The sequence below is a fragment of the Desulfallas sp. Bu1-1 genome (assembly GCF_015594625.1).
In the GTDB taxonomy this organism is placed as follows: domain Bacteria; phylum Bacillota; class Desulfotomaculia; order Desulfotomaculales; family Desulfallaceae; genus JADNRQ01.
Window position 1 is genome coordinate 46637 of sequence record NZ_JADNRQ010000017.1, and the last position, 17902, is coordinate 64538.

16 protein-coding genes, 1 pseudogene and 1 riboswitch are annotated in these 17902 nt (G+C 51.2%); of the genes and pseudogenes, 7 read left to right on the forward strand and 10 right to left on the reverse strand.

Annotation, left to right across the window (positions count from 1 at the left end):
• The first annotated feature begins 6 nt into the window (after positions 1–6).
• The 6 genes from IT084_RS13635 (at position 7) to IT084_RS18010 (ending at position 7443) form a co-directional block, all read left to right on the forward strand.
• Positions 7–1851: a DUF342 domain-containing protein gene (locus IT084_RS13635; protein ID WP_195713449.1), complete on the forward strand. Its 1845-nt coding sequence runs from the start codon at positions 7–9 to the stop codon at positions 1849–1851.
• A 370-nt stretch (positions 1852–2221) separates the two neighbouring features.
• Positions 2222–2307, forward strand: a riboswitch (cyclic di-GMP riboswitch).
• A gap of 77 nt (positions 2308–2384) precedes the next feature.
• On the forward strand, positions 2385–2744 hold the full coding sequence (locus IT084_RS13640) for an STAS domain-containing protein (protein WP_195713450.1): 360 nt from the start codon (positions 2385–2387) through the stop codon (positions 2742–2744).
• 45 nt (positions 2745–2789) lie between these two features.
• On the forward strand, positions 2790–3335 hold the full coding sequence (locus IT084_RS13645) for a DUF5317 domain-containing protein (protein WP_195713451.1): 546 nt from the start codon (positions 2790–2792) through the stop codon (positions 3333–3335).
• Between the two features lie 254 nt (positions 3336–3589).
• The gene (locus IT084_RS13650) at positions 3590–5716 is read left to right on the forward strand and encodes an HD domain-containing phosphohydrolase (RefSeq protein ID WP_195713452.1); all 2127 of its coding nucleotides are present in this window, start codon (positions 3590–3592) and stop codon (positions 5714–5716) included.
• Positions 5709–6023 carry an STAS domain-containing protein gene (locus tag IT084_RS13655; protein ID WP_195713453.1) on the forward strand — a complete coding sequence of 105 codons (315 nt, stop codon included), beginning with the start codon at positions 5709–5711 and terminating at the stop codon, positions 6021–6023. The genes IT084_RS13650 and IT084_RS13655 overlap by 8 nt, the downstream gene beginning before the upstream one ends.
• Before the next feature lies 1 nt (position 6024).
• Positions 6025–7443 (forward strand): PP2C family protein-serine/threonine phosphatase, encoded by a 1419-nt coding sequence (locus IT084_RS18010; protein WP_207744593.1) that lies wholly within the window; start codon positions 6025–6027, stop codon positions 7441–7443.
• Between the two features lie 261 nt (positions 7444–7704).
• On the opposite strand, the gene IT084_RS13665 is transcribed toward IT084_RS18010, so the two are convergent.
• The 6 genes and pseudogenes from IT084_RS13665 to IT084_RS13690 all read right to left on the reverse strand — a co-directional run.
• The gene (locus IT084_RS13665) at positions 7705–8682 is read right to left on the reverse strand and encodes an ABC transporter ATP-binding protein (protein ID WP_195713454.1); all 978 of its coding nucleotides are present in this window, start codon (positions 8680–8682) and stop codon (positions 7705–7707) included.
• Positions 8679–9695: an ABC transporter ATP-binding protein gene (locus tag IT084_RS13670; protein WP_195713455.1), complete on the reverse strand. Its 1017-nt coding sequence runs from the start codon at positions 9693–9695 to the stop codon at positions 8679–8681. Before IT084_RS13670 ends, IT084_RS13665 begins: the two co-directional genes overlap by 4 nt.
• Positions 9696–9706: 11 nt before the next feature.
• Entirely contained in the window at positions 9707–10630 is a 924-nt protein-coding gene (locus tag IT084_RS13675) for an ABC transporter permease (RefSeq protein ID WP_313885487.1), read from the reverse strand.
• Positions 10631–10634: 4 nt separating this feature from the next.
• Positions 10635–11564 (reverse strand): ABC transporter permease, encoded by a 930-nt coding sequence (locus tag IT084_RS13680; RefSeq protein ID WP_195713457.1) that lies wholly within the window; start codon positions 11562–11564, stop codon positions 10635–10637.
• Positions 11565–11693: 129 nt separating this feature from the next.
• The gene (locus tag IT084_RS13685) at positions 11694–13337 is read right to left on the reverse strand and encodes a peptide ABC transporter substrate-binding protein (RefSeq protein ID WP_195713458.1); all 1644 of its coding nucleotides are present in this window, start codon (positions 13335–13337) and stop codon (positions 11694–11696) included.
• 289 nt (positions 13338–13626) lie between these two features.
• Positions 13627–13778: pseudogene (locus tag IT084_RS13690) on the reverse strand (transposase); the annotation flags it as partial.
• 18 nt (positions 13779–13796) lie between these two features.
• Here IT084_RS13690 and IT084_RS13695 point away from each other — a divergent pair.
• Positions 13797–13958, forward strand: a complete 162-nt coding sequence (locus IT084_RS13695; RefSeq protein ID WP_195713459.1) for a hypothetical protein — start codon at positions 13797–13799, stop codon at positions 13956–13958.
• A gap of 419 nt (positions 13959–14377) precedes the next feature.
• Here the strand turns inward: IT084_RS13695 and coaE are convergent, their stop codons facing one another.
• The 4 genes from coaE to IT084_RS18015 form a co-directional block, all read right to left on the reverse strand.
• On the reverse strand, positions 14378–15793 hold the full coding sequence (gene coaE, locus IT084_RS13700; protein ID WP_195713460.1) for a dephospho-CoA kinase: 1416 nt from the start codon (positions 15791–15793) through the stop codon (positions 14378–14380).
• 77 nt (positions 15794–15870) lie between these two features.
• Positions 15871–16989, reverse strand: a complete 1119-nt coding sequence (locus IT084_RS13705) for a PHP domain-containing protein (RefSeq protein WP_195713461.1) — start codon at positions 16987–16989, stop codon at positions 15871–15873.
• Entirely contained in the window at positions 16982–17506 is a 525-nt protein-coding gene (locus IT084_RS13710) for a hypothetical protein (protein ID WP_195713462.1), read from the reverse strand. The genes IT084_RS13705 and IT084_RS13710 overlap by 8 nt, the downstream gene beginning before the upstream one ends.
• Positions 17507–17545: 39 nt before the next feature.
• The coding region (locus IT084_RS18015) for a hypothetical protein (RefSeq protein WP_207744595.1) at positions 17546–17902 on the reverse strand (357 nt) is incomplete at its 5' end.

Consider the following 17902-nt stretch of genomic DNA (forward strand, 5'->3'; position numbering starts at 1 on the left):
TTTAGAGTGGAAAAGAAGATTAACCGGGAATTCCTAACCGTAACGGCGGGTGAAGCAAACAATATATGTCCGGACAGGGAAGCAGACAGCCCATGTGCTTTTGTGGAACAGGGGCGCCTTGTTGTCCGGCACCGGCCGGAAGGACCTTACCCGGTGGTGATACCTTGTCCGGGGGTAAGACTGATTGTGAACGGCCGGGAGCTCACTCAACCCACTCCCGTATTTATGCAAGATACGGTGCTACTGGAGGTGGTGAATGAACGAAGGGAAGGGGAATGGTCTGTAACCATTTCTTCTGATGGTCTACAGGCAATATTGCGGATTAGCCCTACGGTGATAATTCACCGGGAGCTGGCTGATCACCCGGCTTCTAGAAAACTACAACTGGCGGTAGTGGAGCGGGAAGAACGTCTTCCACCCCTTACATGGGACGAACTATTGCAGGAGTTATCCCGGCTGGGGATTAACTATGGTGTAGACTGGAAAGCATGCTCTCGCGGTGTTACAACCTGCGCTGAAGAGGAGGTGGTTATTGCTCAAGGTATTCCCCCCGAACCTGGAAAAGACGCCAGGGTAGAAGTGCTTTTTTCTTCCAATTCCAAGGTGCCGGTGCTGGCGGGGGAAGACGAAGCGGTGGATTTCCGGGAGCGCTATGTTTTTACTTCGGTGGAGGCGGGAGACATCCTGGCTGTCAAACACCCGCCTGAGCCGTGTCGTCCCGGTACCAGCGTCAAGGGTGAGGTAATTGTGCCGCCGCCGCCCCGTGACTTCAACCTTTTGGCAGGTGAAGGAGCGGTGCTGACCGGCGACGGTAAACAAGTTGTAGCGGCCCGGGCCGGGCGTCCCGTGGTTTCCCGCCAGCGCAATTTGGTGAAGGTAAGTGTGTTACCTGAACTTGTGCATAATGGTGATGTTAACCTGGCATCCGGTAATATTGTCTTTAACGGTGACATTCAAATTACCGGTAATGTGGAAGAAGGGATGAAGGTAGATGCGGGCGGAAATGTAAATGTGGCGGGGCTGGTCTCTGAGGCGAGGGTTCAGGCCGCAGGTTCTATCCTGATTAAGGGTAATATTATTTCATCAGTAGTAGTCGCGGGAGGAACTGCTGCCTTTCTACAAAGTATTTTACCGGAGATTCATGCTCTGGCAAACGGCTTGCAAGAGATGGTCATGGCAATCCGGCAGCTGCTGGGTCACCCTGCGTTCAAGCAGGGTGATCTTAAACGCGGTATCGGTCCACTGGTAAAGCTGCTGTTGGAGGGGAAATTTCGACATCTTCCTGCTGTTGCAAAAGCCTTTAAGGATCAACTTAAAATTATGCCCACGGAATTGGCCGGTGATAGCCTGGGTGATTTTATTCGGGTAGTAGAACGGGTAGTGGTTCATACCCCTTTGGCCGTACGTGACCTTACGGAGATAGAAACACTGGCCAAACGGGCCGCGGAATGGAAACAGACCTTTACATATCTGCCATCTTCAGAAAGTGACGTAGTGGCGTCAAGCATTCTCAATTCTACTATTATAGCTACCGGCGGTGTTCGGGTGGTGGGCAGTGGTTGTTACAATTCACGAATCCAGGCAGGTAAGGAGGTGACCATATCCGGTGTATTTCGCGGGGGTGAGGTCCAGGCCGGTGGAGATGTGCATCTGGGGGAAGTAGGCTCCAAAGTTGGGACACCCACCAGGGTGGTGGCCGGCCCGGCAGCCGTGGTTACCGTGAAACATGCCTTTGAAAATGTTGCTATAGTGGTAGGTGGTCGAAGTTATCGTTTTGACAGAGAGGAAAAAGGCATCCGCCTCTGGTTGGATAAAGAAGGAAACATCAGGGCCAAAGGAATTCTGGCTTGAGAAATATTACTAGTCTATCTATCACAACCAAGTGTTAGAGGTTAAGAACCAAATGTGAACCAAATGTCTGTTCGCAAGAGTTATTCACCGGACCTTAAAACGAAAATTGTCCTGGAAATTCTCCGCGAAGAGAAAACTCTCGCCCAACTGTCTAGCGAGTATGGGGTCCCTTACGCCCTAAAGAACCCCCTCAGGCTAGAGCTATTGAAATCTTTTTAGACAAACTTATTTCTTTTCAAAATCCATAGCTTTTTCGATAGATGGAACCGGAATGTAAAGGAAAAATAATCGAAAATTGCCTGTTCAAGAAGGAATTAAACAAACACAGTTGAATTGTTGAATTAAAGATTAAACTTAGGATTAAGTTGACAATTAATTTTGGCAAACCCGCCGAAAGACGGGGGCGCAAAGCCATGGGTCTGTAGCCGATAAGGCCATGATCGCCAGGTTGCCGGTGTTAACCGTTTTTAAGAAGCCCCGGTCAACCCGGGGCTAATAGTTTAATCACGGGGTGAAGAAGGGCGCATATAGCAATGAAGCAATTTACAAACGGTCCAGAGGTGTTCAGCGTGTTGTCTTTATCCGTTAGTTTAGAAGATCAAGCCACCGTCTTGAGGGTAGCCGGGGAACTTGACTTCTCCACCGTATCTGAATTCGAAGCTTTTTACGAAAAACATAAACCTGTTAACGGGCCGGTTGTTTTCGACCTGGCTGGTTTGGAATTCGTGGATTCTACTGGTGTGGGAAGTCTCCTGGCTATCTGGAGGGACCTGAGCCAGAACCAACAGCCGTTTTCCGTCTGCAACCTTAATGAGGACGTTTATGAAATATTGGATGTGATGGGTGTACCGGCCTTCTTGGGCGAGGAACACTTTAAACGCTCACCATTCTAGATCATCCCGGGCCGTACTGACTACTGCAATTAAGGAGAGGACCCGATGATTTACGAGTTTCTAATCCCGGTGATCACCATTGCCTTTCTTAAAAAAGGGTCACTGCGGCGCCTGTCGGAAACCGAAATAAGGAAGCAGTGGATGATTATATCCGGGTTATTGCTGCAGTTGATAGTGATGTTTTTTTACCATCGCGTTTCGTTTATAAACCAGAGTTTCGCCTTTTGGGTAGTTGTTTCCTACTTAATGCTAATCTACGGTTGCTGGTGCAATCGCCACCTCCCGGGTATTAAACTGTTTATTCTCGGCACCTTACTCAACTTCTTTGTGATAATCGCCAATGGCGGCAGGATGCCCGTATCCCTGGACGCGCTGGAGTGGGCGGGTTTATCCTCATACATACCTGTGCTAGTGGAAGGGGTGACAAAACACCAACCGCTGACGGAATCCACCCTTCTACCGTATTTAGCTGACGTCATTCCCTTGCGTCCTCCTTTTGTTTTCAGCAGCATGGTTGTAAGCCCCGGCGACATTGCGGTGACGCTGGGCGTCTCATGGTTTATTTACAAAGGAATGGTTAAAACAGTATAGCCATTGTGTTTCAAACTTTGGGGCGTAGATCATTAGGGTGAAGCAATTCAGCCGGGGGGGGGTGATATGGTGAAGAAGGTCTTCTTCTGGCTGACCGTGGCTTCCATGGTACTGGCCGCCATTGCTAGAGCTCCATGGCGCTAAAATAATCAGCCTTTAACGCAATTGTCTGGATGTCGAGGAACCAAGAAGTTGATCTACGCCCCATTTTTAAATGTACTGCTTTTACGCTCCAATAGAAAGGAGGAACGGTCATGCCTCGATACTTAAAAACCTACATATACCTGGTCACAATTACTGGCATGGCTGTTCTATCATTTTTCTTGCTGCGAATAGAAATTTCATTTTTGCCGGCAATACTATCGATTGGCATCATAGCCGGGGTGCTGGAAAAATTTGATATTGAATTACCAAACGGAACTATATTTTCAGGCTCCACTATCTTCGCTTTCGTGGTAATGGCCGTCTACGGCATTCCAGAAGCGGTAGTAATAGAGATTATCATCTCTTTAGTCAGTATTCCATTGATTAAAAGCGAGAGAATTAAATTTTTATATAATACAAGCCAGTATATTATTTGTATTGTTGCCGCAGGGTACGCTTATGTTTGGGTAGGGGGTGTGCCGGGAGATTTTCACTGGTCTGATATTCCGCGGCTGCTTTTCGCCATTGCGGTTGACAGTTTGCTCAACTTTACATTGCTCTCGGTCATAATCTCCAGGCTAAGTGAAAGAAAATACTTCGCCACTTGGATTGAAATGGTCCAAGACGGCGTTTTCATATATTTAGTCAGTTCTCTTTTGAGCGTGCGTCTGGCTCTTTCCTATGAGCCACATGATCAACTGCAGTTCTGGATTGAAGCGCTATTTGTTTTTGTAGCTTTCCTGGCCCTGCGCTATGCTTTTGCCTTATTCATCAACTTGCGGAAAACCTACTTAACGACCATGGAATCACTCACTCAATTAACTGAAAACAAACTGTCTATCAGTGGAGGACATGCCACCAGGGTTGGCAGGATAGCCCGCAAGATGGCGGAAAAGATGAAACTATCCCAGGATGAAATTGATGCAATTCATTATGCGGCCCTATTGCACGACTTGGGCAAGGCCTACCTGGAGGAAAAAATCTTTCAAAAGCGAGGGCCGCTTACCCTCGAAGAAGAAAGGGAATATCGCAAACACGCGGAAATTGGTGCAGATATGGTAAAGGAGATAAACGGGTTAGCCAAGGCCGCCGAGTATATTCGCTACCACCATGAATGCTGGGACGGCACAGGGTTCCCTGCTGGTATATCGGGAGAGCGTATACCGCTGGGAGCCCGGATTATTGCTGCTGCTGATCAATACGACCACATTTTTTACAAGAAGAAGACCCCAGCTGATTTCGCAGCACTGGCGGGAACCAAACTGGACCCCCAGGTGGTGGAAATTGTATTGGGGATTGCTGATTTACAGGAGGAGCCAAGAGAAATGGCCATGCCGGCCACCATTGAAGAGAAACTGATCGAAAACCTCGTGATCAGCGAAGCGCGTAAAAGGGTTTACCAGTCACAACTGTTGGATAAATTTGGTGCGTCTCTAATCGTACATTATAATAATGGTGAGTTTAGAAATGAGGCAGGAGATTCCATCGATATTCCATGCCGGGAGCAAGTAATTACTTTGGTGGAAAAAGCACGCATACAACAGGGCGGAGTGCGGGAAATACTCGAAGAAGCGCAATCTGGTAAGATATATGATATCTACTGTGTTCCTACTGGCGATGAGGTTAGTGTTATCTTCTTTGATGTGACTGACATACTCGAATATGAGAAAAAACAAGAAGAACGAGTTCGAAACCTTTATCGTGAAGTGATCTATTCGGTAACACAGGGAAAACTCTTGCTGGTGGAACAAAAGGAAATTGAGCTGTTGAAAACAGGGGTACACATATCCAGTCACCCCATCCTTGCGAAAACGGATGTCGCCAACTGCCGCCGGCAGGTGCAGGAGGTACTGGAGTCTCGTCCTCTCCCGCCTAAGGTTAGATATAACATATTACTCGGTACTTCCGAAGCGGTTACCAATGTATTGAAACATGCGACAGAGGGACAAATGAGCCTTTATATGGTTGGTGATCTTCTCCGAATTTTCGTGTCGGATAATGGAAGCGGCATAGACTTATCCGAACTTCCCAGGACAACTCTGATGGCCGGATACTCGACCAAGCACTCTGTGGGATGGGGGTTCAGTTTACTTCTAAAGACGATGGATCGCATTGTCCTAAGTACCGGTCCCCGAGGTACAACCATCGTGTTAGAGATAAAATTGGTTGATACGCCAGAAAAGGTAGTTACTAACAATATTACGACACTTAAAGAGGAGAATGTACGTTATGCTTAACGTAAAATCCCGTTTGGAAGGAAAGACTGTAAGGCTCAGTTTAGAAGGCGTATTGGACATCTCCACCGTGGATACTTTTAACAGTCAAACGGAACAACTTTCCGGTATCTCTGAATTGGTCCTTGACATGGCCGGGCTTGAATTCATCGATTCAAGCGGGATTGGTGCCATTCTTCAAGTCGTTCGCCTGTCACAGGAACGGGGTTTTACTGTCAACCTCGAAAATGCCAATGAGAATATATCTGAACTTCTTAACACGGTGGGATTGTTTCAAATCATTGAGGCCTTGCAGAAAGGGGCTAATTAAGATGGGAGCTTCAGGTCGCGCAAGGTACATGAGTGTGTTGTTAGCGGTTGGCGGATTGTTCGGAGCCTCCACGATTATTTTCAGTTGGCAGGAAACCTGGATGTATTTATTGTTATACTTAACTGGCCTGCTTTTAACGGGGTGGTTTTTTAAAATTGAAATAGTTCAGGGATTATCATTACTTCCTGTTCTCGCCGGGATTATGGCTTTGCATTATCCGGTTGTTCAAGCCTCATTTATCATGCTGGCCGTTGCCGTTACACAGATCATTCTCCACCCTAAGGAGACTTGGCGTCATCGGTTTTTTTGGTTTAAATGGGTGTTTTTGATCATCGTTATGGGAATGATTAATTTATTAACTGGCAGTATACCATATGGCAGTCTTACGTTTTATACCGGCGTAATCGCCTCGGTGGCTTCTTTGTACGGAACATTGTTGCTCAGCAGCTATATGGTTAACAAGAAAGGAATTGAATGGAAGAATAGCGGGATATGTTACGTATCTTTGCTTTTCCTTGGTGTGATGTTGGTTTCTTTTTACCGGATGGCGCCGTTTTTGATACTGGCCTGTTTATGTATTTTTTCTGTCAGCCTTCATGTGATAACAAGGGGGATGCAGGAATTACAGAAGCGGTCTAATCAATTAGCCCATGCGGAGAATACCTTAAGAAGAGAAATACAGTTAGCCCAGCAAATTCAAAGCAAATTATTAAATACAAGAGCCCCGGAATTCGTGGGTGGACAGGTTGCGGGCACATCGATTGCTGCTCGCTCGATCGGGGGGGATTATTACGATTTCTGTATACTAAAGAACGGAAAACTCCGGATCGTGATTGGGGATGTGATGGGTAAGGGAATTCCAGCAGCTATGTTGATGTTGTTAACAAGAAGTGCGTTTCGAAACGCGGCGGAAAAAGGGAGAGGTCCGGGAGAAACGCTAACGATCATGAACCGCATCTTGTACGATGACTTCAAGGCACTGGGTTCGTTTGTCACTGTTTTTTGCGCTGATTACGATCCGCAGTCAAAAATCCTTACTTATGCTAATGCCGGGCACAATCCTACTCTGATTGTAAAAGGGAAGACGAGAAGCTGTGAACCACTACCGGGGAAGGGAATCATGTTGGGAGGGATGCCTCATCAACTGTACGAGGAACATTCAATTCAATTGAATAATGCTGATTACGTGTTTTTTTACACGGATGGGATTGTAGAAGCACGAAATGAAAGGGGGGAGGCTTTCCGCTTGGAGCGCCTGCGGCAAATTCTGGTCCAGTATACGGACAGCCCGGCAATGGAGATAGAAAATCATGTCCTCCAAAGGGTCACGGACTTTACGAAAAATTTACCGCAGAAGGACGATATCACAATGGTAGTACTGAAAGTGGCTGATGAACATAATCGCCAGGCTGCCATTTAACGTAAATTCTGTCAAGCTTGGCGGAGCTGGGTAGTGCGCCAACGATCCCATCGGGGGCTTCCTCCCAGTTTGACGCAAGGGTGGGAAGTCAAGGCCTAAGAATACAATATTGCTCCCTCATTCATTTATCCTGCAAACAGAATTCTTAAAACGTTGAACGTTTTGAGCGCTGGAGAAAACTTTTGTGTTCCGGCGATGTTGAATCATACCCTTTCTATTCCTCCACAGCGCCCAGCCGGCCAGGGCTGGGATTCCCCAATGCTAAACCAAGTGGCAGGCAACCTGATGCCCTCCACCCATGTTCCTCAGGGTTGGTTCTTGCTCCTGGCAAACAGCCTTTGCCCTGGGGCACCGGGCGCGGAAACGACAGCCGCCGGGTGGGTCGATAGGACTGGGTGCATCTCCCTCCAGAATAATTCGCTGACGGCCTTTGGCCACCTGCGGGTCGGGAACCGGGACAGCGGACAGCAGCGCTTGGGAATACGGGTGTAACGGGTGCCGGTATAACTCCCGGCTCTCTGACAGCTCCACTATCTTTCCCATGTACATCACCGCCACCCGGTCGCTGATGTGCTTAACCATCGCCAGGTCATGGGCGATAAAAAGGTAGGTGAGCCCAAGGTTGTCCTGCAGCTCCTCCAGCATGTTGACGATCTGGGCCTGGATGGAGACATCCAGGGCGGAAATGGGTTCGTCGCAGATAATGAATTCAGGCTCCACCGCCAGCGCCCTGGCTATGCCGATACGCTGCCTTTGGCCGCCGCTAAACTCGTGGGGGAAGCGGGCAGCGTGTTCAGGGTTCAACCCCACCAGCCGCAGCAGTTCGTGAATCCTTTCCTTGCGATCATCCCCCCTGACCAGACCGTGGATGTCCAGGGGCTCGCCGATAATATCGCTGACAGTCATGCGGGGGTTAAGAGAGGCGTACGGGTCCTGGAAAATGATTTGCATTTTCCGCCGGATACGCTGCATTTCTCCCCGGTTGTAGGCGAAAATATTTTGTCCCCTGTAAAAAACCTTGCCGGCGGTAGGTTCGTAGAGGCGGAGCAGGGTCCGGCCCAGCGTGGTTTTACCGCATCCACTCTCTCCCACCAGGCCGAGGGTTTCTCCGCGGGCAATGCTGAAGCTGACGTCGTCTACCGCCTTCAACACCGGCCGCTGCCGCTTGACGAACCCCATGGACATGTTAAAGTACTTTTTCAGATTTCTCACATCGACCAGCACTTCACCCTGCTTCACGATATCACCTCCAAACCGGCGGCCGCCCCAACGCCTGCAGTATGTGGATGCAACAGCCAACAGGAGGCCTGATGGCCGTCCTCTACCGGAAAAGCTGGGGGCTCATGTTCCAAGCACACCCGCATGGCGTGGTTGCACCGGGGCGCGAAGGCACAACCCGCAGGGGGCTTGATCAGGTCGGGGGGCTGTCCCAGGATAGGCACCAGCCGGCGCTTGCTCTCCGCATCCAGCCTGGGCACCGACTTGAGAAGACCCCAGGTGTATGGATGTTGGGGACGGTAATAGATGTCTTCCACCTTGCCGCTTTCCACCACCCGGCCGGCATACATCACCAGCACCCGGTGACAGAGGCCGGCCACGATGCCCAGGTCGTGGGTAATCAGGATAATGGCCGTGTCCAACCTGGATTGCATGCTTTTCATTAACTCCAGGATCTGGGCCTGAATGGTCACGTCCAGGGCGGTAGTGGGCTCATCGGCGATTAATAATTTGGGTTCGCAGGAAAGGGCCATGGCGATTATGGCCCTCTGGCGCATACCGCCACTAAATTCGTGAGGATACTGACTGTAACACCGCTCAGGGTTGGGCAACCCGACTAACCGCAGCATTTCCAGCGCCCGTTCCCGCGCCTGCGCCGCGTCCACTTTCTGGTGCAGGCGCACCACCTCGGCAATCTGGTTGCCCACGGTCATAGTGGGGTTTAGAGATGTCATGGGATCCTGGAAGATCATGCTGATGTCTTTACCCCGCACCCGCTGCATCCCTTTCTCCGGTTGATTCACCAGATCCTGACCGGCAAAATTGACGGAGCCATCCATGATCCGGCCCGGCGGGGTGGGGATGAGGCGCATGATGGTTTGCGCGGTCACACTTTTACCGCAACCCGACTCGCCCACGATGGCCAGCGACTCCCCCTTGTCCAGGGTGAAACTCACTCCGCGCACCGCCTGCACTTCTCCTGCGTGAATAAAGAAGGAAACCTTCAGATCCTTTACTTCTAACAGCGCTGCCACCAGAACACCTCCTACTTCCTTAGCTGCGGGTCCAGGGCGTCGCGCAACCCGTCGCCGAAAATGTTAAAGGCCAGGATGGTCAAGCTGATGAAGAAAGCCGGGAAGAACAATTGAAAAGGGTACTGGCGAATGCTGGCAATACCGTCGCTAATCAGTGAGCCCCAACTGGCAATGGGCGCGGAAACGCCCAGCCCCAGGAAGCTCAACCAAGCTTCCGCAAAAATGGCTTCGGGAATGGCCAGCGTGGTGTACACCAGGATGGGGCCCATGCTGTTTGGGATCAGGTGGCGGAATATGATGCGCCATGGGCTGGCTCCCAACGCGCGGGCTGCCAGCACGTACTCCTGCTCTTTAAGAGAGAGCACCTGGCCGCGGACCAGGCGGGCTATCGGTAACCAGTAAACCGCCCCCAGGGCAATCAGGATTGTTTTCAATCCTGGTTCCATCAGGACCATCAACAATACAACATAAAGCAAGAAAGGTACGGCATAAAGGACTTCTACCACCCGCATCATGATCTCGTCCACCCAGCCCCCTAGGTAGCCGGAGATACCCCCATAGGTAACACCGATCAAAAACTGTACCAAGGCGGTAACAAAACCGATCAAGAGCGAGATCCTTGCCCCGTACCATACCCGGGTAAACAGGTCGCGGCCCAGGTCGTCAGTACCAAACCAGTGGGTGGCGTCGGGGAGCCGGTTAGTGCCTTCGGCGGTTAGTTGCTGGGCATCATAAGTATAGGGTGAGATCCAAGGGCCGATAATGGCCATGACGGTCAGCAGGATGATAATAACCAGCCCGGCCATGGCGCCCTTGTTCTGCTTTAAACGGCGCCATGCGTCCTGCCAATAGGTGGTGCTGGGCCGGACGATGGCCTCAGCATCCTCGCGCCCTTGGGCTATGGGTTGAAACAAGTCACGGGATATCTCCATCAGGCCATCACTCCTTCCTGTCCACCAGCTTGATGCGGGGATCGATGATCACGTAAGCTAAGTCCACCAGCAGGTTCATGGCTATCAGAAAGAGGCTGTAAAAAACCGTCGTCCCCATGATGACGGTGTAATCCCGGTTTGCGATACTGAGCACAAACCACCGCCCCAGTCCCGGAACGGCGAAAATGGATTCGATGATAAAGCTGCCGGTAAAGACCCCGGCGATCAGCGGACCCAGGTAAGTTACTACCGGCAGGATGGCGTTACGCAGTACGTGGCGGTAAATGATGACCCGCTCGGAAAGCCCCTTGGCGCGGGCGGTTTTAATGTAATCCTGCTGCAGTACCTCCAGCATGCTGGATCGCATCAGCCGGGCGATCATGGCGGTAGGCAAGGCTGAAAGCGCAAGAGCAGGCATTACGATGTTTTTCCAGCTGCCCCATAAGGCCGGGGGCAGCACTTGCCACCGGTAGGCCAGAAAATACTGTAATAAGCCGGCCATCACAAAACTGGGGACCGAAAACCCCAAGGTGGCCAGCACCATGGTGCCATAGTCTTGGAAGTGGTTTTGTTTTAAAGCCGACATCACCCCTGCCAGGAGGCCCACGCCCAGGGCCAGCCCCACCGCCATGGCGCCAACGGCGGCGGAAACAGGAAACCCATCCCTGATAATATCATTGACGGTTCTGTTTGGATACTTAAATGAAGGGCCAAAATCCCACCGGGCGGTACGGCCCAGGTAATCCACGTACTGTTTCCACAGCGGATCGTTCAAATGGTATTTTTCGTTGATGGCCGCTAAAATGTTGGGAGGCAACGACTTTTCGCTGGCGAAGGGGCCGCCGGGGATCGCCTTCATGATAAAAAAGGTTAACGTGACCACAAAGAATAACGAGACCAGCGCCATGGCCAGCCGCCGCACCATAAAACGAACCATGGGACGGCACATCCCCCTTTCCCGTTACCGGGTTTGGCGTTGAATTATGTGAACTCCTTTGAGCGAAAGAAAAGGGCATACATAAGGACATGTACACCCCCTCCACATATTAGCTGTTAAACTGTCGCGTTATTTCTTTCCCTCGACGTCCGCCCACTTGAACTCCTGGTAGCCGCCGAAGGGCGGGACGAATACTCCTTTGACCCACGGTTTGTACATGGTGACGTTGACGTAGAAGTAAATCGGGATCACCGGCATTTCATCCATCAAGATCCTTTCGGCTTCATGCATGTTTTTGATACGGATGTTCTGGTCGTTGGTGTTCTTGGCCCCGGCGATTAAGCGGTCGTACTCCTTGTTGCTCCAGAAGGAGTGGTTGTTACCGCCGCCGGTTACGTGCACGTCCATGAAGGTCATGGCATCGTTGTAGTCCGGCATCCAGCCGCCCCGGGCCACCATGAAGTTGCCGGCGTCGAGGGCATCCAGGTAAACCTGCCACTCCTGGGCCGCCAGTTTGACCTTGATACCCAAGTTATCCTTCCACATCTGGGCAATGGCCTCGGCGATCTTCTGGTGGTTAGGGCTATTGTTATACAGGATCTCGATCTCGGGCATACCCTTACCGTCGGGGTAACCGGCCTCGGCCAGCAGTTTTTTGGCCTTGTTCACGTCTTCCTTAATCAGCGCCCCGCCCGCTTCCCTGAAGTCCTTGTCGGGAGTCAGGTCCGGGAAGCCAAATGGCACATAACCAGTAGCCGGCTTCTGCCCGGCCCGGGTGACGTTCTCCACGATGGCCTTGCGGTCGATGACCATGCTCAACGCCTGGCGGACCTTCACGTTATCTAGGGGCTTTTTCTTGGTGTTGAGGATGTAGTAGTAGGTGCTGGGATCCGGCAGCGCCACGGCGGTCCCGTCCGCCAGCAGCCGCTTGACGTCCTTCACGGGCGCATCTTCGGCGACATCGATCTGGCCGCTCTCGAACATGGTCAGCATGGTATTGACGTCTTCCACCAAGATAATGGTCAGTTTATCCAGCTTGACGTTTGCCGCGTCCCAGTAATCCGGGTTCTTGACCAGTTCCAGCTTCTGCTGGTGTTCCCAGGCCGCCAGCTTGAAGGGGCCGTTGCCCACATAGGTTTCCGGCCTGGTATGCCATTCCTTGTTGGCTTCCGCCACCTTCTTGTTGACCGGGAACAGGTTGGAGCAAGCGGTCAGATCCAGGAAGTACGGGGTGGGAGCCTCCAACTCCACCTCCAGGGTGTAGTCGTCGGTGGCTTTGACGCCCACCTGATCGGCGGTAACTTCACCGTTGTTGAACTTCTCGCCGTTCTTGATGCAGTAAGCCAGGTAGGCGTAATCGGCTGCCGTGTTCTTGTCCAGCAGGTACTTCCATGCATACTCAAAATCGTGGGCGGTCACCGGGTCACCGTTGGTCCACTTCATACCTTTACGGATGGTAAATATGTACTTCTTGCCGTCCGGGGAGATGTCCACTTTTTCCGCCGCTCCGGGAACCAGTTTCCTGTCAGCATTGTAGCGGTACAAGCCTTCCATCAGGGCCATCAGGACCGTTCCCTCGGGGGCGCCGATCTGCATGGCGGGTTCCAGGGTTTCCGGTTCGGCGCCCAGGTTGTAGACAATCGCTTTTTCAGGCGCCTTGGTACTCGAGCCGCTGTCAGCGGGTTGCGGTTTTTGTCCGCCGCAACCTGCCAGGGCTACCGTCACCAACAAAACCAGTGCCAGCAACAGGACCCAGCTCTTGTTCCTCAACAATCTTTGTAAACCTCCTTCGTTTTTTGGGGCCCTTTATGGCCCAATAAGACTTGGAAACATCACCCTGAGACAAACTGCCGCCGTCCGCGGTACAGGTAATAATTTGTCCGAAAAGGGGGTAACCAAAGTAAATTATATCTTACAACCAGTTAATGGGTCAATGGGTCAATTGTGACGTCCTCAATTGGTTCATAAATCGATCGTACATCATAAAATGGTAATTATGCAGCTTTTTCATCCAACTTTCGTATGCCAAAAGTATCAACTTACCAAATAAATACTCATAAAAGTTCTTACGGTCGTTCTTGGTTGGGAGTTATCTACTTCCTCTTTCCGCCTTTTAACTTGATAGGGGTTGACTATCACCACTGTATAACCCTGCTCTTGGAGAAACCATGCTAAGGGCTTCCAGTAGTGGCCGGTGGGTTCCATGCCGATTAGATCCAGGCCGGTGGAGATGTGCATCTGGGGGAAGTAGGCTCCAAAGTTGGGACACCCACCAGGGTGGTGGCCGGCCCTGCAGCCGTGGTTACCGTGAAACATGCTTTTGAAAATGTTGCTATAGTGGTAGGTGGTCGAAGTTATCGTTTTGACAGAGAGGAAAAAGGCATCCGTTTGTGATTGGATAAGGAAGGGAATCTCCGGTTTGGAGGAAAAACAGCTTAAGGATCGACTTTTTTAACCGAACCTGGCTTTGGAAAATACAGAGAACGGATTTAACACCAAGACTAGTTCATTTTTTTGGTTAGGTATTTCGGTAATATTCCGGGAGGCCGGCGGGGAGGCCACGCTGTGCTTGGGCCTCCCGCCCAAACAGGCTAACACAGGCCGCACTCCATGTAAAGGGCTTCGCAAGCGGCCAAAACCTTGGATTGGCACCAGGCTAAATTGTTAATTATAGTAAATATGGAACTTGAGTATTACAATTACTCTTGGCGTATTACCCCAATTAACCAGCTAGAACAATTGTTTGTACCTTAAATTTTTAAATAATGTGTCTTTACGGGGTGATTTTAATAATGTGGTTGGCCACCACCCGTTCACGCTTCCTTCGCTTTCTGGATCTGTTTCAGTTTTTCCCAGAGTTCATCAACCTGCTGTTGTGTCTCTTCCATTGAACCTGCATTGTTGATGACAAAGTCGGCGTAACCCACCTTTTCCTCGATGGGGAGCTGGGCCTTTAGCCTGTTGAGCGCTTCCTCACGGTTGATGCCGTCGCGTTTCATCAACCGCTCGATTTGTAATTCCGTGGGGACATAGACCACCAGGAGCTTGTGAAACATGTACTGGAGATTGAGTTCAATCAACAGTGGTATATCCACCAGGATGATTGCATTGGGGTCCCGGGAAACGATCTCGTTCAGCTCTTTGATGAACTCCTCATTGATCCTGGGGTGGGTGAAACTTTCCAGTTTCTTGCGTTTCTCAATATCCCGGAAGACGAGATCCGCCAGCTTCTTGCGGTCCAGCGTCCGGTCCTCCTGGAGAATTTGTTCCCCGAAATAAGTTACAATGTCCTTCCAGGCCGGTTGACCCGGTTCCACCACTTTTTTGGCCAGGAGATCGAAGTCGATTACAGGCGCGCCCTTTTCCCTGAGCATTCCCACCACGGTGCTTTTGCCGGTGGCAATGCCCCCGGTTACACCCAGAAGCAAACGGTTATCCCGGCCCCTGATCATTTCCAGCTGTCCCAGGCTGCCGTAGGAACCGGGAAAAGCATTTGTAAGATCCTGCTCGGCCCCGGCATAACTGATGGGATAGCGGATTCCCCTGCGGTAGAGGGCTTCCATGCCTCTCAGGGCCTTTTCCATCATGCCCGCCGGTACAGCCATCACCAGATCTTCATCCTGGGCATGACCGTAGCGTCTCTCTCCATAACAGGGAATGGTCAGGGAAGGTTTTCCGGTGAGGTAGCACCGGGCGATGGCGTCGGAGCAGGAAGATTCGCCCACACAATGGAAATGCATGACTTCGTAATTTTCAAACTGGAGGGAGTTGATCAAAAGCATCATTTGGGCCGGGTTGGCGTAGAACAGTACGATATCGGGCTCAAAAGGGTTATATACCAGCGGGGCCATGGCCACCGCCTCGTACCTTCCCAGCGGGAGCCGGGGGATGGATGCTTCGTATTTCTTGGCGTCCTCGCGGGTCTTGACCCAGACGATGCTGCGGAATGTTCCGTCCCTGTAAAACTCGGGAATATCTGTCAAGCCCAGTATGGACGGACAGGTCGGGGAGAGAAAATCGGACAGTTCGGCTCCGACCGTCCAGTCAAAGTTTCTAACCAGTGTGATCAGCTGGCACAGGGTGACTTTTTTGGTCGCGCGGCGCAGGAACGGGATTTTCTCCAGTTCCGTTTTGCTTTCCAGCATCTTGAAAGCTACCGGAAACGACTTGAGCCGCAGCAACAGCTCCATTCTCCGGATAATCTTTTCCCAGTCTCTTTTGGCTTGCATATTGTTCTCCTTTCACTTTGCCATGGAGGCGAACCAAACTTTTCTTCTCACCGCCTCCGCCCCTTGGCGTCCAATAATTATTTTTTTCTGAAAGTGACGGGTGAAAAACCCCCTTTTCTAAACGCGGCGATAAGATCCTGCTCGTTATGGATCCGGCAGGGGAACCGGGTGGCATACAAGCCCACCTCTCCGGAACCGTGCGCATCGCTTCCGCCGGTCACCGGCAGGTTCAGGCCTTCCGCCACTTGTGCCGCAAAACGGTTCTCTTCCTCTGAAACCTTGCTGTTGAGAACCTCCACGGCATCCACCCATTGAAAAACCGGCCTTTCCATGGCCTTTTCCTTCGTCAGGCCCAGGTAGTTCATCCCGAAGGTCAGAAAACCTCTGAAAGGATGGGCCACAATCATAAAGCCGCCCGCCCGCAGCACCTTGTGCCTGAGTTCCTCCAGCCTGATCACACCTTCAATCTCTTCTTCCAGGCCAAAAACCAGTATATCACCCTGCTCCGTAGTGATTTCGTTTCCCCTCAGGATCAGGAAACCGTGCTGCTGTCTTAAATTTTCCACCTTATAAGCATCCCACAAGTGGTTGTGATCGGTGAGGCAAATTCCGTCCAGGCCGATCGCCTTGGCTTCTTCGATGATTTCCTCAATGGAAATATTGCTGCAGGGCGAGGCGGGGAGGGAGTGGACATGCAGGTCGATGACCATTGCATCGCCGGCTTTTGGGGTATGCGGGTGATCTACTTCTTGAACCGAGACGGCATTTTTCGCGGGTCCCCCGGCGGCAGGCTTGGCGAAAAGCTCGTCAACCCCAATACCGGGCTGATCTTGCTTTTGATTACCTACCGTGATCACCCGTGCGGCATCTTTTGCCGCACTGCAACATTCCAGGATCAGGTCGGCAAAATGCCTGCAGGCCTTGCGACCTACAATCTTCTGTACCTTGCGGTCAAAATCTTCATCCACCACCCGGAATCCCACGGCCTCCTGCAAAAAAGGTATGGCCCGCGGGCACTGGGAATTTTCCATCCGGTTCCACTTGCCCCGGATGGCCGTAATCTCCAAATCCGGCAGAGCAATGTCCAGGTCGATCTCCAGGCCGTAAATATCGTCTTCCATGATGCCGTGCACCGCCAGGGTTTGCTTGTCCTTCCTGTAAACACTCGCCAGTTTATTGCGAATAAATTTAAGCATCTTTACCTCCACAGAATGAACTCTTGTCCAGTTCCAGAAACTCCATGAGGGGGCTGTCCGGCGCGAGCGCGGCACAGCTGTTGTACAAACGGGGATTGGCCCTGACCATCCCGGCAAAAAACTCCTTTTCACCCGTTTGGTCCTTGGGCGCTTGGATTAATACATCCCTGGTAAAAGAAAGAATGATACCGTTGCAGCATTCATCCAGCATGGCGGCGATTTGCTCCGCGTAAGGAGAGCGTTCCACCGCGCTCCAGATGATTTTTTTGATGCCGGGACCCACCCTTGAACCAATTAGTTTTTGCAGGTCATCCCGGGGAATTGGGTTTTCTTCCTGGTGCGGTGTTGTCATTGTGCATTTAACCCGGGTGAGCTCCAGGTCGGGAAGCTTGACCGTGATTTCAACGCCGGCATCCATAAGGTTGTCCCGGGTCCGGCAGGTTGACCGTAAGGTCCGGTCGTCCACCTGCTCGATACTGGTGCACCGGTTTCTCGAAAAACTTAGTATTTCGGGCATGTTTGATATCTCCTGCTTATTTGATTTTTGTTGGTAAAGCTATATATCGCTTTCGTCATGCCGGGGACGATTGTTAAAAATAATTTGGCAAATCAATAAATTATTGATATGAAGACTATTGCCTCCGGCTAATTTTATTTTAACAAAAAGGAACTTTGCATGGTATGATTTTTTACTTTTTTTCATTATGGTCATTTCATTTAGACACACATGCCGCTGACGCGGCACCAGCAGAAGGATGAAAATTATTACCCATCGAATTATTCCCCTACGGCTGGCGAAGGGAGGTCGTGTTTCCTTGGTGCTGCGAGCCCGTGACTTAGACAGATCCCAACGACCAGGTGCACCACAGATTGTTGCCCCTTTATGGTGAGCACGCAGGATAGAATAACCCCA

What these genes read in the sequence shown, in the direction of transcription:
- IT084_RS13680 (WP_195713457.1), bottom strand. Translation starts at nt 11,564, where the DNA reads ATGGTTCGTTTTATGGTGCGGCGGCTGGCCATGGCGCTGGTCTCGTTA.
- IT084_RS13650 (WP_195713452.1), top strand. Translation starts at nt 3,590, where the DNA reads ATGCCTCGATACTTAAAAACCTACATATACCTGGTCACAATTACTGGC.
- IT084_RS13710 (WP_195713462.1), bottom strand. Translation starts at nt 17,506, where the DNA reads ATGCCCGAAATACTAAGTTTTTCGAGAAACCGGTGCACCAGTATCGAG.
- IT084_RS13655 (WP_195713453.1), top strand. Translation starts at nt 5,709, where the DNA reads ATGCTTAACGTAAAATCCCGTTTGGAAGGAAAGACTGTAAGGCTCAGT.
- IT084_RS13705 (WP_195713461.1), bottom strand. Translation starts at nt 16,989, where the DNA reads ATGCTTAAATTTATTCGCAATAAACTGGCGAGTGTTTACAGGAAGGAC.
- IT084_RS13645 (WP_195713451.1), top strand. Translation starts at nt 2,790, where the DNA reads ATGATTTACGAGTTTCTAATCCCGGTGATCACCATTGCCTTTCTTAAA.
- coaE (WP_195713460.1), bottom strand. Translation starts at nt 15,793, where the DNA reads ATGCAAGCCAAAAGAGACTGGGAAAAGATTATCCGGAGAATGGAGCTG.
- IT084_RS13640 (WP_195713450.1), top strand. Translation starts at nt 2,385, where the DNA reads ATGAAGCAATTTACAAACGGTCCAGAGGTGTTCAGCGTGTTGTCTTTA.
- IT084_RS18010 (WP_207744593.1), top strand. Translation starts at nt 6,025, where the DNA reads ATGGGAGCTTCAGGTCGCGCAAGGTACATGAGTGTGTTGTTAGCGGTT.